This is a genomic window from Geodermatophilus sp. CPCC 206100, assembly GCF_048569675.1.
In the GTDB taxonomy this organism is placed as follows: Bacteria; Actinomycetota; Actinomycetes; order Mycobacteriales; family Geodermatophilaceae; genus Geodermatophilus.
In genome coordinates this window covers 25,006-37,921 of the sequence record NZ_JAQISV010000055.1, presented here as the reverse complement: position 1 = coordinate 37,921, position 12,916 = coordinate 25,006, and the positions used below count along the sequence as shown (strand labels likewise).

Below are 12,916 nucleotides of genomic sequence, written 5' to 3'. Positions count from 1 at the left end.
CGCCGCGGCCAGCCGTCGGGTGCCCTCCCCGGCGGCCGCCGACGCCGCGCGGGCGCGCTCGCGAGCCTGCTCGACCGGTGTCGCCGGACGCCGCAGGCGCAAGCGGGCGCCGCGCCGGCGCAGCCCCACGACCACGGCCACCAGCGCGGCGAGGCCGGCGAGCGCGCCGAGGACCGCGCCCAGCCGGCGGCCGCCCTGCGCGGGGGAGTGCTCGGCGGACTCCGGCCGCCGAGCGGCGGCCTCCTCGGTGTCCGTCGGGGCCGGGGCACTCGACCCGCCCGCAACGGCCTCGCCGGCCGGGAGCAGCGTCTCCGACTCCGAGCGCGACGACGGGATGCCGTAGTGCTGGTAGAGCTCCGCCTCCTGGGCCACCGACAGCTGGCGGGCCCCGCCGGCCGAGGGCGCCGCGACGACGGCCGCGCGGGAGACCACCACCTGCACCCGGTCGCCGCTCTCGGCGGCGTCCACCACGGGGACGATCGCGGACGCCCCCTCCAGATCGGCGTACAGCCACTCGGGCCGGCCGCTCGCCTCGTCGGCCAGGACGGCGGTGCACACGCCGATCTCCTCGCCGTCGCGGTCGACCACGATCCGGCCGACCCACTCCGCTGCCTGGTCCCGTTCGGGGAGAGCCATGGACGCCTCCGAGCACGGGCGGGCCGTCGCGCGACTCGCGACCTCGAGGTCCCCGCCGAGAGATCCCCGGTACCCGGCGCACGGGCGGACAACCTGCGCATCCCTGCCCGGGCGTGTCGCTGACGTTGCGCAGACCGTGGGCGGTCCGTCCAGCCCCTCTGTGAGGGAGCGGCCCGATCCCCTCGCTGGGGGTGGGCGGACGGGCGCCGACGGGGGAGGGTTCAACCACGCGGGCCGCCTGCTCACCCCCCGGGGCAGGCGGCCCGCGGACGAACGGTGGGGCAGCGCGATCCGGGTGCCGGCCGGAGGGGCCGCGACTACGGTCCGCGGGGGTGACCCCACCTCGCCGCCGCCCGCCGGGGATCGCCGACGAGCGCACCCAGCTGCTCGGGTGGCTCGACCTGCAGCGCGCGCTGGTGCCGTACAAGTGCGCGGGCCTGTCGGAGCCGGACGCCCGACGTGCCCTCCTGCCGGGCTCCCCGGCCATGACCGTGGCGGGCCTGGTCTCCCACCTGCGCTGGGTGGAGCACTGCTGGTTCGAGGTGCTCTTCCTCGACCGTCCCGCCGGCGCCAACCCGCAGTTCGGCCCGGTCGAGGCGGCCGACTTCGAGGTCGGGGACACCCCGCTGGCCCAGCTGCTCGACGAGTACGCCCGCCAGTGCGCGGTCTCCGACGAGATCGTCGCCGCGGCCGGGCTCGACGACCTCGGCCGCAACGCGGAGTACGGCGCCACCGGGCTCACCCTGCGCTGGATCCTGCTGCACGTGCTCGAGGAGGTCGCGCGGCACGTCGGCCACCTCGACCTCCTCCGCGAGCAGCTCGACGGCGCGACGGGGTACTGGTGACCGCGGCTCAGGAGGCGGCGGCCAAGGTCAGCAGGCTCCCGACCGCGCCGGTGGCCACGCCGACGAGCAGCAGGACGACGGCGGTCGCGCGGTCGACCTGGTTGCCGAGCAGCACGTCGGCGAGCTGACGGCCGCCCGCGTCGGCGCCGTCCCCGTCCCGCCAGCGGCGCAGCGCCGCGCTGGTCCGCCGTCCCTCCCGGAGCAGCAGCGCGAGCGCGACCAGCTCGGCGAGCGCCGACACCACGAGGCAGACGACGGCCAGGGCGACCTGCGCGGTCTCGCTCATGCCCGAAGCGTCCCGCACCGCGGCCGCCGGTGGCGGTCAGCAGTGGGCGGAGCGGTCCTGGTCCAGGAGCCGGGGCGGGGTGGCCTGCTCGTCGGCGGCGTCGAAGGCGCGCGCGTACCAGCCGACGGTGGCCGCGGTCACCAGCACCCAGGCGAGGAGGACCAGCGCGGTCAGGATCACGACGGGTCCCGCGGCGGACGCCGGAAGGTGAGGGTGACCCCGTGCGCGGCGAGGTCGGCGCGGACCCCGTCGGCGCGACGCCGGTGCGCGGCGGCGCGCTCCCGGAGCACACCGGCCAGGGCCGGACTGGTGCACCGGCCGGCCCGCCGGTCGAGCACCGCGGCGGTCTCGGCGTAGACGGCGGCCCGGCGCAGCAGCTCGACGATCTCCAGCCGGTCGTCGTCGAACCGCCGCCGCGACCGGGCCGGTGGTGCGCTTCTCGCGCCTGGCGAGGCGAGCTCGGTCACGTCCACCACCTCCACGACGGTCGGATGAGCTGTCGGAGAGGAAGACGCCGCCGCCGCCGGGGGATGACGCGGGCTCAGCGGCGGCGGGCCATGTCGTAGCTGGACAGCACCTCGAGCAGGAACGCCGACGCCGCCTGTGCGACCTGCGCCACCTCGTCGGCCGGGGTGTCCCGCAGCACCTCGACGAGGACGTCGTGGTGCACCTGCACCACCTCCAGCAGGCTGCGCTGCCCGGCGAGGGCGCCGCGGCCGAGCTGGTAGCCGGCGGTCAGCGCCGACTCCTCCTGCCGCGACAGGTACCGCAGGAAGGCCGCCCGGTAGTCGCGCAGCAGGCCCTCGCCGGAGGTCACGGCCCCGGTACCCGGGGAGCGTCGAGCCGGGCGTCGAGCTCCTCCAGCCCCTCCTCGAGGTCGAGGGCGGTGATGACCGTGCCCGTGTCCATGCCGAGCTCGACCATCGCGAAGGCGACGTCGGGCTGGATGCCGACCACGACGGTGACCGCTCCCCGCAGCCGGGCCATCTCCGCGATGTCCCGGAGAGTGCGGGTGCCGAAGGAGTCGAGGACGTCGAGGGCCGCCACGTCGATGACGACGCCCCCGGCGCGGTCGGCACCGATCCGCTCCACGAGGTCCTGCTGGAAGCGCACCAGCTGCGAGTCGTCGAGCGCGGTGTGCACCGAGGCGATCAGGTACGGACCCTGCCGCAGGATGGAGAACAGCCGCGGGCTGGGCGTCACGGTCCGCCCGATTCCCCACTGCGGGTCACCGAGTACCCGAGGAGCCGCTCGGCCTGCTCCAGCCCGCCCTGCAGGTCGCCGATGGTGTTCATCTTCGACAGGTCGACCCCGATGGTCACGAGCGTCTGGGCGATCTCGGGTGAGAGCCCCGTGATGATGACGCTCGCGCCCATGAGACGTGACGCGTCGACCGTGCGGACCAGGTTGTTGGCGACGGACTCGTCGACGTCGGGCACGCCGGTGATGTCGACGACGACGACCTTGGCCCGGTGGGTGCGGATGCCGCTGAGCAGCTGGACGGTCAGCTGGCGCGCGCGTTCCTGGTCCAGGACCCCGATGATCGGCAGGATCAGCAGCCGCTCGCGGACCGGCAGCACCGGCGTCGACAGCTCCCGTATGGCGTCCTGCTGCTGCCGGATGACCCGCTCGCGCTCGTCGACGAAGGAGACGGCGACGGTGTTGGCGATCCGGTTGGCGGCCGGCTCGTAGGCGTCGAGCACCCGGTTGAGCAGAGGCAGGTCACCCTGGTACTTCTCGAACAGCGACCGGGCCAGGACGTCGCGCAGCAGCAGCACGATCCCGACGACCTCGTGGGTCTCCACGCCGCGCGGGATGATCCGCTCGGACAGGTCGCGGGCGTAGTGCTGCAGCGCCTCCACGCTGCCGGTCTCGAGCACCTCGACGTAGTTGTCGTAGACCAGCGTGGTCTCGGCGGCCATCTCCTTGGAGGTCATCGCCTGGAGCAGGTGCGCCTCCTGGATGCGGGCGGCCCACTCCTGCCGCAGCCGGGTCCGGTGCTCCCGCAGGTGGGCGACGAGCTGGGGGAGGAGGACGTCCTCGTCGGTGCGCGCCGTCGGGTGCGGGTGGGCCTCGGTCACGGTCGCGCCCGCGTTCTCGTTCCTGGTCACGGCTCTCCTCGCCACTTCGTCATCGTCACCGTCGTCCCGCGGCCGGCCTCGGAGACGACAGCGAACTCGTCCATCAGCCGCCGCGCCCCGGGCAGCCCGAGGCCCAGCCCCCGGTAGGTGCTGAAACCGTCCCGCATCGCCCGCTCGACGTCGTCGATCCCCGGCCCGGCGTCGCGCGCCACGATGCGGATGCCCGGCCGCGGGTCCACGAGCGAGTCGACGACCACCTCGCCGGAGTCGGCGAACCGCACGATGTTGCGGGTCACCTCGGAGACCGCCGTGGCGATCAGCGTGATGTCGGTGGGGCTGAAGCCGAGCCGGGTGGCCAGCTCCCGAGCGGCCTGCCGGGCGGCGACGATGTCGGAGTCGGCGCGCACGGGCACCCGCACCTCGCCGTCCCGCGGGCGGCCGCGCCCCATGAGCGGCTCGGAGAGCCGGGCGCACAGGTCGCACTCGAGCAGGTGGCGGGCGGCGTCGACCTCGCGCTGGCGGCGCCGGTCGCCGCCGGAGATGGCGAACAGCACCGGGCGGCAGCGCTCGGTCGGCGGCTCGACGTGCTCGGAGGCGAGCAGGTACTCCACGCGCAGCCGGGCGCGGGTGCGGTTGAGCTGCGCGGCCACCGCGCCGGCCGTCGAGCCGAGCTCCGCGGCCAGGGAGCGGGTGTCCTGCCCGGCGACCTCGTGGGCCAGCAGCGTGGCGCGCTCCCGGTCGGACAGCCGGGTGAGCGCCTCGGCGACGGCCGCCCGGTCCTCCTGCGCGAGCACGTCCTCGTCCGGCGCGGCGGGGGGCCGCAGGTCGACGACGCGGTGCTGGTGGCGGCGCTGCCGGTCCTGGTCACGCCACATGGACGTGACGACGTTGCGCGCGGTCACGATCGCGTACGGCTCGAGCATCCCCGGCTCGACCCGGCCGGCCGCGGCGAGCACCCGGGCCAGGGTCTCCTGCACCAGGTCGTCGGCGGTCGTGGCGTCGGGGACACGGGCGCCCACGATCCGGCGCACCAGCGGGATCAGGGCTGCGATGTCCGCAGTCCCGGGCCCCTCCGCAGGTGTGTCCACCGGCTCCACCGCCGCCACGGGGGTGGACGCTACGCCCGGGCGACCCGTCCCGGCGCGGTGAACTGGCTGGTCCGCTCGGTGCGCACGATCCACCCGACACGGTGAGGTGGCGCTGCGCGGCGGAACCGCTGCGCTGTGTCATCGTGACCGGCATGCGGAGGCAGGGCCGGTGACCGGGGTGGTCGCGCTCGCCGCCGCCCTCGTCGGGCTGGCCGTGGGGGTGGGGGTCAACCGGGCCGCCGGGCGTGCGCCCTGGCCGGCCGGCGCGCGGGCGCGCGACCTGGTCGCCCCCGGTGCGGCCGCCGTCCGGCCCCCGGCGCTGGAGCTCGCCACGGCGCTGCTGTTCGGCCTCGTCGCCCTCTGCTTCGGGGCCTCCTGGGAGCTGCCGGCCTTCCTGCTGCTGGCCGGGGCCGGGACGCTCCTGGCCGTCGTCGACCTGCGGGCCCGCCTGCTGCCGAACCGGGTCGTGCTGCCGGCGCTGCTCGCCGGCGTCGCCCTGCTGGCGCTGCCCGCCGCGCTCGAGGGCACTTGGGGTGCCCTGCTGCGCGCCGTCCTCGGAGCCGCCGCGCTGTTCACCGTCTTCCTCGTGCTGGCGCTGGTCTCGCCCGGGGCGCTCGGGATGGGCGACGTGAAGCTGGCCGCCGTCGTCGGCCTGTTCCTGGGCTGGCTGGGCTGGGCCCCGCTCGTCGGTGGAGCGCTCGCGGGCTTCGTCGTCCAGGCCGTCGTGGCCCTCGGCCTGCTGGCCGCCCGGCGGATCGGCCTGCGCGGTGAGCTGCCCTTCGGTCCGGCGATGCTGGCCGGCGCCGCGGTCGCGGTGGGGTGGAGCGCCCTGCTGGCCTGATCGGCGTGCTCCAGGCGCGGGACCCCGGTCACTGCGCGTGACGGGGAGCCGGGCCGTGCACCCGGGAGAGGGGCGCGTGTCCGTCGATCGGCTCAATGCCCCTCAAGTCGGCGGGCGGACGACCCGACGGGTCCCTCACTGCCGCGAGGCCGGGTCGACCGATCCGGACGGCTCGGCACCGTTCCCTGCAGGAGTCCCCCGTGCTCAACCCCTACGCCACCCTCGTCACCCTCGTCGCCGTCGCCAAGGACCGCCTCCAGCGCGAGGAGAAGGGCGCCACCGCCGTCGAGTACGGCCTCATGGTGGGCCTGATCGCCGTCTTCATCATCGGCGCCGTCGTCCTGCTCGGCGAGCAGCTGGACGGCCTGTTCCGCGAGATCGGCGCCGCGCTCGACACCGCGGGCGACTGACCCGACCGCCACCGCACGGCGCAGCGGCTCCTCCCCCCGGAGCCGCTGCGCCGTCGTCGCACACGGACGTGCGGCGAGACATCCACGGAGAGGAGGTGGGGGACGGTGCGCGACCGGATGCGCGGGGAACGCGGGGCCACGGCGGTGGAGTTCGCCATGGTGGTCCCCCTCCTGCTGGTCCTGCTCCTCGGTATCGCCGAGTTCGGGCACGCCTTCCAGGTGCAGGGCACGCTGTCGGCGGCCGCCCGCGAGGGCGCCCGGGTGATGGCGCTGCAGAACGACCCGGCCGCGGCCCGCACCGCCGTCCGGAACGCCGCGCCCACCCTCGACCCGGCGATCTCGAACGCCCAGATCGCCGTCACGCCGGCCCGGTGCCCGACCACGGGCGCCGGCAGCACCAACGTCCGCGTGACCATCGACTACCCGATGCCGTTCCTCACCGACTTCTTCGGCGCGACCGTCGACCTGACCGGCACGGGGGTCATGCGGTGCAACGGCTGAGAACGGGCCTCCGGCGGCGGCTGGCCGGGGAGCGCGGGTCCGCCGCGGTCCTCGTCGCCCTGCTGCTCGTGCCGGTCCTCGGGTTCACCGCCATCGCCGTGGACGTCGGCGCGCTCTACGCGGAGAAGGCCCGGCTCCAGACGGCCGCCGACGCGGCCGCGCTCGCCGTCGCCCGCGACTGCGCGCGCGGCAGCTGCGGCGCGATGCAGGCGACCGCCCAGGCGCTGGTGGACGCCAACCTCGGCGATGCCACCGCGGCTCCGCCGGTGCTCGGCAGCGACCCCACCAGCGTCACCGTCACCGGCAGCACGCCGACCGAGCACTGGTTCGCCCCCGTCCTCGGCCACGACGCGACGCAGGTCGAGGCCACCGCCACCGTCGCCTGGGGCGCACCCAGCGCCGGGACGGCGGCCCTGCCGCTGATCTTCTCGTGGTGCGAGTTCGCCGCCCAGACCGGTGGCGGCCTCCCGTCGACGACGGTCGAGCGGACGATCGTGCTGCCCAAGAAGAGCGACACCGGCTGCACCGGGCCCTCGCGCATGTTCGTGCCCGGCGGCTTCGGCTGGCTGGTCACCGATGGCAACGGCAGCACCTGCCGGGCCACCAGCTCGGTGGGCGGCCGGTTCACCTCCGAGACGGGCAACAACCCGTCCCAGGGCTGCGACCCCGACGACCTCGAGGCGCTCGTCGGCCGGACCGTGCTGCTGCCGATCTTCGACGACCACGGCGGCACGGGCAGCCACGGCTGGTACCACGTCTACGGCTACGCGGCCTTCACGATCACCGAGTACTACTTCGCCGGCCAGTACAAGTCCGGCCGGCCGTGCGGCGGCAGCGAGCGCTGCATCCGCGGCTACTTCACCCGCTTCGTCGACACCTCCGACGCCTTCTCCTACGGCCCCGGCGCGCCCTCCCTCGGCGCCTGGGTCCTCCGACTGATCCGATAGGGGCCCCTCGTGAGACGCCGACTCCTCGCCGCCGCCGCGGCGCTCGTCCTCGCCGTCGCCGGCACCGTGGTCCTCCTGGCCTACGTGCGCGGCGCCGACGCCCGCGCCCTGGCCGGCGTGCGCACCGTCGAGGTGCTGGTCGTCGACCAGCTCGTCCCCGAGGGCACCCGGGGCGACGACCTCGCCGAACTGGTGCGCACCGAGCAGCTGCCCGCCAAGGCCGCGGCCGAGGGGGTGGTCACCGACCTGGCCACGCTGGCCGGCCAGGTGGCCACCGTCGACCTGCAGCCCGGCGAGCAGCTGCTGGCCGCCCGGTTCGCCGTCCCCGAGGACCTCGCCGTCCCCGGGACCGTGCCGCCCCCCGCCGGGGCGTCGGAGGTGAGCATCCTGCTGGAGCCGCAGCGCGCCGTCGGTGGCCGGCTCGCGGCCGGGGACGAGATCGGCGTCTACATCTCCATGGACCTCGAGAACGAGGCCGGGAAGCGGATCGGCGTCACCCACGCGACCATCCACGGGGCCCTGGTCACCCAGGTGCAGGGCGCCCCGGCGGCGGCGACCGAGGACGGGACCGAGACGGTCGCCGCGGGCGCGCCCGACGGCAGCCTGATGGTCACCGTGGCCGTTCCGTCGCGCCAGGCCGAGCTCGTGGTCTTCGGCATGGAGCACGGCTCGGTGTGGCTGGGCCTGGAGCCCGAGGGCGCCGACACCGGGGACACCAAGATCGTCCACCAGGGCAACGTCTACGGCGACCTGCTCGCCGGCCTGGGCACCGTCTACGGGGGCAGCAAGTGAGTCGCGTGGTGCTGGCGGCGGCGGACGCCGAGCTCACCGAGCGGGTGCAGGCCGCCGTCGACGGCGACGTCCAGGTGCTGCCGCCCGGCCGGCTGCCCGGCGACCCGGCGCGGCTGTTCGAGCAGCTGCTCGACGGCGAGCTGCCCGACGTCCTGCTCATCGGCCCGCTCGCGCCGCCGCACGAGGTGCTCACGCTGGCCCAGCGGCTCGACGTCCAGTGCCCCGGCATCAGCGTGGTCCTGCTGGCCGAGCCGTCGGCGGAGGTGCTGCAGGCGGCCATGCGCGCCGGCATCCGCGACCTGCTCGCGCCGGGGGCGGACGCCGGCGAGATCCGCGCCGCCGTGGAGCGCGCCGGCTCCGCCGCGGCCGGGCGCCGCCGGGTGCTGCGCCCGGTGACGGAGACCGCCCGCTACACCGGGCGGGTCATCACCATCGCCTCGCCGAAGGGCGGGGTCGGCAAGACCACGGTCGCGTCGAACCTGGCGCTCGGCCTCACCGCCGCCGCGCCGCAGTCGACCGTGCTGGTGGACCTCGACGTGCAGTTCGGGGACGTCGCCTCCGCGCTCGGGCTGGTCCCCGAGTACGCGCTGCCCGACGCCGTCCACGGCCCGGCCAGCGAGGACACCATGGTCCTCAAGACCTTCCTCACCCAGCACCCCAGCGGGCTGTACGCCGTCTGCGGGGCGGAGTCACCGGCCGCCGGCGACACCGTCACGGCCGCCGACGTCACCCGGCTGCTCACCGCGCTGGCCCGGGAGTTCCGCTACGTCGTCGTCGACACCGCGCCCGGGCTGTCCGAGCAGACCCTCGCCGCCCTCGACCGGGCGACCGACGTCGTGATGCTCAGCAGCATGGACGTCCCCGGCGTCCGCGGGCTGCGCAAGGAGCTCGACGTGCTGCGCGAGCTGTGCATGATCCCGGCCGGCCGGCACGTGGTCATGAACCTCGCCGACCCCCGGGGCGGGCTCTCGGTGCGCGACGTCGAGACCGCCATCGGCACGGGGGTGGACGTGGTCATCCCGCGCTCGGCCGCGGTGCCGCCGTCGACCAACCAGGGGGTGCCCATCCTCGCCAGCGGCCGCAAGGACCCCGCCGCCAAGGAGCTGCGCCGGCTCGTCGCCCGGTTCGCCGCCACCCCGCTGATGAAGGCCGGCCGCTACCGCGCCCGGCACCGGGCGGCGTCGTGAACCTCTCCTCCCGTCTCGCCGCCGCGCAGGCCCGGTATGCGGCACCGGAGATCCCGGCCGAGTCCGCACCGCCGGCTCCCGTGCCGGCGCCCCGGGCGGCGGCCCCCGCCGGCCCGCCGCCGACCGACGCGCTCACCCGGCTCAAGGACCGGGTCGCCAAGGCGCTGTTCGAGCGCATGGGCAACCGGATGAACGACCCGTCGCTGTCCGAGGACCGGCTGCGGACCCTCGTGCTCGACGAGCTCGACCAGGTGGTCGAGGACGAGCGCATCCCGCTGAGCACCGAGGAGCGGCAGCGGCTCACCGCCGAGCTGGCCGACGACGTGCTCGGCTTCGGGCCGCTGCAGCGGCTGCTCGACGACCCGACGGTCACCGAGATCATGTGCAACGGGCCGGACAGCGTCTACGTCGAGCAGGGCGGCAAGCTGGTCCGCACGGGCTCGCGGTTCACCTCCGAGGAGCACCTGCGCCGGGTCATCGACCGGATCGTCTCCCGGGTGGGACGGCGGATCGACGAGTCCTCGCCGCTGGTCGACGCCCGGCTGGCCGACGGCTCCCGGGTCAACGCGATCATCCCGCCGCTGGCCTTCAGCGGGTCGACGCTGACCATCCGGAAGTTCGCCGTCGACCCGTTCGGCGTCGAGGACCTCATCGGCTTCGGCACCCTGTCGCCGGAGATGGCCGAGCTGCTGCACGCCTGCGTCGAGGCCCGGCTGAACATCATCGTGTCCGGCGGCACCGGCACCGGGAAGACGACGCTGCTCAACGTGCTGTCCTCGTTCATCCCCGAGGACGAGCGGATCGTCACCATCGAGGACGCCGTCGAGCTGCAGCTGCAGCAGGAGCACGTCGTCCGGCTGGAGTCCCGGCCGCCCAACATCGAGGGCAAGGGCGCGATCACCATCCGCGACCTGGTCCGCAACTCGCTGCGGATGCGGCCGGACCGGATCGTGGTCGGGGAGTGCCGCGGCGGGGAGTCGCTGGACATGCTCCAGGCGATGAACACCGGCCACGACGGCTCGCTGTCGACGGTGCACGCCAACTCCCCGCGCGACGCGATCGCCCGGCTGGAGACGCTGGTCCTCATGGCCGGCATGGACCTGCCGCTGCGGGCCATCCGCGAGCAGATCGCCTCGGCGGTGGACGTCGTCGTCCAGCTGACCCGGCTGCGGGACGGCACCCGCCGGGTCACCCACGTCACCGAGGTGCAGGGCATGGAGGGGGAGACGGTGACCCTCCAGGACGCCTTCCTCTTCGACTACTCCGCCGGTGTCGACGCCTCGGGCCGCTTCCTGGGCGCGCCGGTGCCGACCGGCGTCCGGCCGCGGTTCACCGACCGCTTCGCCGAGCTGGGCATCGCCCTGTCCCCGCGGGTGTTCGGGGTCGCCGAGCCGGCCCGGCGGGGGTGGGCCTGATGTCGCCGCTCCTGCTGCTCGCGGGCCTGGTCGCGGTCACGGGCGCGCTGCTGCTCGTCGCGCTGGTCGTCCTGCCCGCGGGCCCGCGGCGGGTGCCGCTGTCCCGGCTGGACCCGGCGGTCGCGCCCCCGGCGTCCGCGCTGGCCGGCGCCTCGGCCGCCGCCGGCGCCGCCGTCGAGCGGGCCCTGGTCAAGCGCGGGGCCGTCGCCTCCGGCGCCGCGGCGCTGGAGCGCGCCGGGATGTCGATGGCCCTGCCCGACGTCGTCCTCCTCGTCGGCCTGGGCACCCTGGTCCTCGGCGCGCTCGGCCTCGTCCTCGGCGGGCCGGTCGCCGCCCTGCTGCTGGCGCCGGTCGCGCCGCTGGGCGCCCGGCTGCTGGTGAGCGTCCGGAGCAGCCGCCGGCAGGCGGCCTTCGGCGAGCAGCTGGACGACGCCCTCCAGCTCATGGCCAGCAGCCTGCGTGCCGGGCACAGCCTGCTGCGGGCGGTCGACTCGGTCGCCACCGAGGCGGCCGCGCCCACGTCGGAGGAGTTCGCCCGCATCGTCAACGAGACCCGCGTCGGCCGCGACCTCGGCGACGCCCTCGACGAGGTGGCCGAGCGGATGGACAGCGACGACTTCCGCTGGATCGCCCAGGCCATCGCCATCCACCGCGAGGTCGGCGGCAACCTGGCCGAGGTGCTCGACACGGTCGGGCACACGATCCGCGAGCGCAACGCCATCCGCCGCCAGGTCAAGGTCCTGTCGGCGGAGGGGAAGCTCTCGGCGATCGTCCTCATGGCCCTGCCGTTCGGCGTCATCGGGTTCCTCTCGGTGGCCAACCCCGACTACCTGTCCGGCTTCACCGAGAGCCTGGCCGGCTACGTCATGCTCGGCGTCGTCGCGGTCCTGCTGCTGGTCGGCGCCCTGTGGCTGCGCAAGACCGTCCGGATCACCTTCTGATGACGCCGACCCCGGTGCTCGCCGCCGCGGCCGTCGCCCTCGCCGTCCCGCTGCTGGGCTGGGCGCTGCTGGCCCGCCCGGACGACGCCGTCGCGCGGACCCGCGCCAACCTCGGCCGGGGCCTGGACCCCGCCGGGCCGGCCGCCGCCCGCCCGCGTCGCCGGCTGCTGCCCGCGCTGTCCGGCGCGCTGACCCCGGCCGGCACGGTCGCCCGGCTCAACCGGCTCGCCGGGGCCGCCGGCCGCCCCGTCGACTGGCCTGTGCCGCGGCTGGTCGCGGCCAAGCTGGTGCTGGCCGCGGTGGCCGGTGCCCTCGGCCTGCTGGTGGTCGTGGCCCGCCCCGGCCCGCTGACCGTGCTCGTGGCGGTCGTGGTCACCGGCGTCGCGTACGTCGTCCCGGAGCTGCTGCTGTACAGCCGCGGCCAGGAGCGGCAGCAGGCCATCGGGCTGGAGCTGGCCGACACCCTGGACCAGATGACCATCGCCGTGGAGGCCGGCCTCGGCTTCGAGTCGGCGATGGCGCGGGCCGGGCGCAACGGGCGGGGGCCGCTGGCCGAGGAGCTGGTGCGGACGCTGCAGGACATCGCCGTCGGCCAGCCGCGCCGGGACGCCTACCTCGCGCTGGCGGAACGGTCCGCGGTGCCCGACCTGCAGCGGTTCGTCCGCGCGGTCGTCCAGGCCGACGCCTACGGGGTGTCGATCGCCGACGTGCTGCGCACCCAGGCCGCCGAGATGCGGCTCAAGCGGCGGCAGCGCGCCGAGGAGAAGGCGATGCAGATCCCGGTCAAGGTGATCTTCCCGCTGATCCTCTGCATCCTGCCGACGCTGTTCATCGTGCTGCTCGGCCCCGCGGCCATGGACATCGTGGACGCCTTCCAGGGCTGAGCGCGGTATAGGAAGCTCTACCCACGTCCTCGGCCCGCTGACGTGGGTAGAGCTTCCTATAC

At 75.5% G+C, this 12,916-nt stretch carries 18 protein-coding genes; 10 read left to right on the top strand and 8 right to left on the bottom strand.

Going from position 1 to position 12,916, the window contains the following annotated elements; all coding sequences use genetic code 11:
• A partial coding sequence (locus PGN05_RS22180; protein WP_419754744.1) for a PRC-barrel domain-containing protein occupies positions 1-636 on the bottom strand: 636 nt, incomplete at its 3' end.
• A gap of 332 nt (positions 637-968) precedes the next feature.
• Between PGN05_RS22180 and PGN05_RS22175 the strand changes: the two genes are divergently transcribed.
• A complete protein-coding gene (locus PGN05_RS22175) occupies positions 969-1,481 on the top strand; it encodes a DinB family protein (protein ID WP_419754743.1) in 513 nt (170 codons plus the stop codon).
• A 7-nt stretch (positions 1,482-1,488) separates the two neighbouring features.
• Here the strand turns inward: PGN05_RS22175 and PGN05_RS22170 are convergent, their stop codons facing one another.
• The 7 genes from PGN05_RS22170 to PGN05_RS22140 all read right to left on the bottom strand — a co-directional run bounded on the left by PGN05_RS22170 (position 1,489) and on the right by PGN05_RS22140 (position 4,936).
• Positions 1,489-1,767, bottom strand: a complete 279-nt coding sequence (locus PGN05_RS22170; protein WP_419754742.1) for a hypothetical protein — start codon at positions 1,765-1,767, stop codon at positions 1,489-1,491.
• Between the two features lie 36 nt (positions 1,768-1,803).
• Positions 1,804-1,947: a hypothetical protein gene (locus PGN05_RS22165; RefSeq protein ID WP_419754741.1), complete on the bottom strand. Its 144-nt coding sequence runs from the start codon at positions 1,945-1,947 to the stop codon at positions 1,804-1,806.
• On the bottom strand, positions 1,944-2,234 hold the full coding sequence (locus PGN05_RS22160) for a hypothetical protein (protein WP_419754740.1): 291 nt from the start codon (positions 2,232-2,234) through the stop codon (positions 1,944-1,946). The genes PGN05_RS22165 and PGN05_RS22160 overlap by 4 nt, the downstream gene beginning before the upstream one ends.
• 74 nt (positions 2,235-2,308) lie before the next feature.
• Positions 2,309-2,584 carry a phosphatase RsbU N-terminal domain-containing protein gene (locus PGN05_RS22155; RefSeq protein ID WP_419754739.1) on the bottom strand — a complete coding sequence of 92 codons (276 nt, stop codon included), beginning with the start codon at positions 2,582-2,584 and terminating at the stop codon, positions 2,309-2,311.
• Positions 2,581-2,970 carry an STAS domain-containing protein gene (locus PGN05_RS22150; RefSeq protein WP_419754738.1) on the bottom strand — a complete coding sequence of 130 codons (390 nt, stop codon included), beginning with the start codon at positions 2,968-2,970 and terminating at the stop codon, positions 2,581-2,583. The genes PGN05_RS22155 and PGN05_RS22150 overlap by 4 nt, the downstream gene beginning before the upstream one ends.
• Positions 2,967-3,878, bottom strand: coding sequence for an STAS domain-containing protein (locus tag PGN05_RS22145; RefSeq protein ID WP_419754737.1), 912 nt, complete (start codon positions 3,876-3,878; stop codon positions 2,967-2,969). Before PGN05_RS22145 ends, PGN05_RS22150 begins: the two co-directional genes overlap by 4 nt.
• Positions 3,875-4,936, bottom strand: coding sequence for a sigma-70 family RNA polymerase sigma factor (locus tag PGN05_RS22140; protein ID WP_419754736.1), 1,062 nt, complete (start codon positions 4,934-4,936; stop codon positions 3,875-3,877). The genes PGN05_RS22145 and PGN05_RS22140 overlap by 4 nt, the downstream gene beginning before the upstream one ends.
• 169 nt (positions 4,937-5,105) lie before the next feature.
• Between PGN05_RS22140 and PGN05_RS22135 the strand changes: the two genes are divergently transcribed.
• The 9 genes from PGN05_RS22135 to PGN05_RS22095 all read left to right on the top strand — a co-directional run bounded on the left by PGN05_RS22135 (position 5,106) and on the right by PGN05_RS22095 (position 12,854).
• Positions 5,106-5,777 (top strand): prepilin peptidase, encoded by a 672-nt coding sequence (locus PGN05_RS22135; protein WP_419754735.1) that lies wholly within the window; start codon positions 5,106-5,108, stop codon positions 5,775-5,777.
• A 200-nt stretch (positions 5,778-5,977) separates the two neighbouring features.
• Entirely contained in the window at positions 5,978-6,187 is a 210-nt protein-coding gene (locus PGN05_RS22130; RefSeq protein WP_419754734.1) for a Flp family type IVb pilin, read from the top strand.
• A gap of 105 nt (positions 6,188-6,292) precedes the next feature.
• Complete coding sequence (locus PGN05_RS22125) at positions 6,293-6,688, top strand: TadE/TadG family type IV pilus assembly protein (protein ID WP_419754733.1); 396 nt, start codon at positions 6,293-6,295, stop codon at positions 6,686-6,688.
• The gene (locus PGN05_RS22120; RefSeq protein ID WP_419754732.1) at positions 6,676-7,635 is read left to right on the top strand and encodes a pilus assembly protein TadG-related protein; all 960 of its coding nucleotides are present in this window, start codon (positions 6,676-6,678) and stop codon (positions 7,633-7,635) included. The genes PGN05_RS22125 and PGN05_RS22120 overlap by 13 nt, the downstream gene beginning before the upstream one ends.
• Before the next feature lie 9 nt (positions 7,636-7,644).
• Positions 7,645-8,427: a Flp pilus assembly protein CpaB gene (gene cpaB, locus PGN05_RS22115; protein WP_419754731.1), complete on the top strand. Its 783-nt coding sequence runs from the start codon at positions 7,645-7,647 to the stop codon at positions 8,425-8,427.
• On the top strand, positions 8,424-9,614 hold the full coding sequence (locus tag PGN05_RS22110; RefSeq protein WP_419754730.1) for an AAA family ATPase: 1,191 nt from the start codon (positions 8,424-8,426) through the stop codon (positions 9,612-9,614). The genes cpaB and PGN05_RS22110 overlap by 4 nt, the downstream gene beginning before the upstream one ends.
• Positions 9,611-11,029, top strand: a complete 1,419-nt coding sequence (locus PGN05_RS22105) for a CpaF family protein (RefSeq protein ID WP_419754729.1) — start codon at positions 9,611-9,613, stop codon at positions 11,027-11,029. The genes PGN05_RS22110 and PGN05_RS22105 overlap by 4 nt, the downstream gene beginning before the upstream one ends.
• Positions 11,029-11,970, top strand: coding sequence for a type II secretion system F family protein (locus PGN05_RS22100; protein WP_419754728.1), 942 nt, complete (start codon positions 11,029-11,031; stop codon positions 11,968-11,970). The genes PGN05_RS22105 and PGN05_RS22100 overlap by 1 nt, the downstream gene beginning before the upstream one ends.
• Entirely contained in the window at positions 11,970-12,854 is an 885-nt protein-coding gene (locus PGN05_RS22095) for a type II secretion system F family protein (protein WP_419754727.1), read from the top strand. Before PGN05_RS22100 ends, PGN05_RS22095 begins: the two co-directional genes overlap by 1 nt.
• Positions 12,855-12,916 lie beyond the last annotated feature (62 nt).

Bases quoted from the DNA above. Each gene is read 5' to 3' on its own strand.
- PGN05_RS22170 (WP_419754742.1), bottom strand. From the start codon at position 1,767: ATGAGCGAGACCGCGCAGGTCGCCCTGGCCGTCGTCTGCCTCGTGGTG.
- PGN05_RS22100 (WP_419754728.1), top strand. From the start codon at position 11,029: ATGTCGCCGCTCCTGCTGCTCGCGGGCCTGGTCGCGGTCACGGGCGCG.
- PGN05_RS22095 (WP_419754727.1), top strand. From the start codon at position 11,970: ATGACGCCGACCCCGGTGCTCGCCGCCGCGGCCGTCGCCCTCGCCGTC.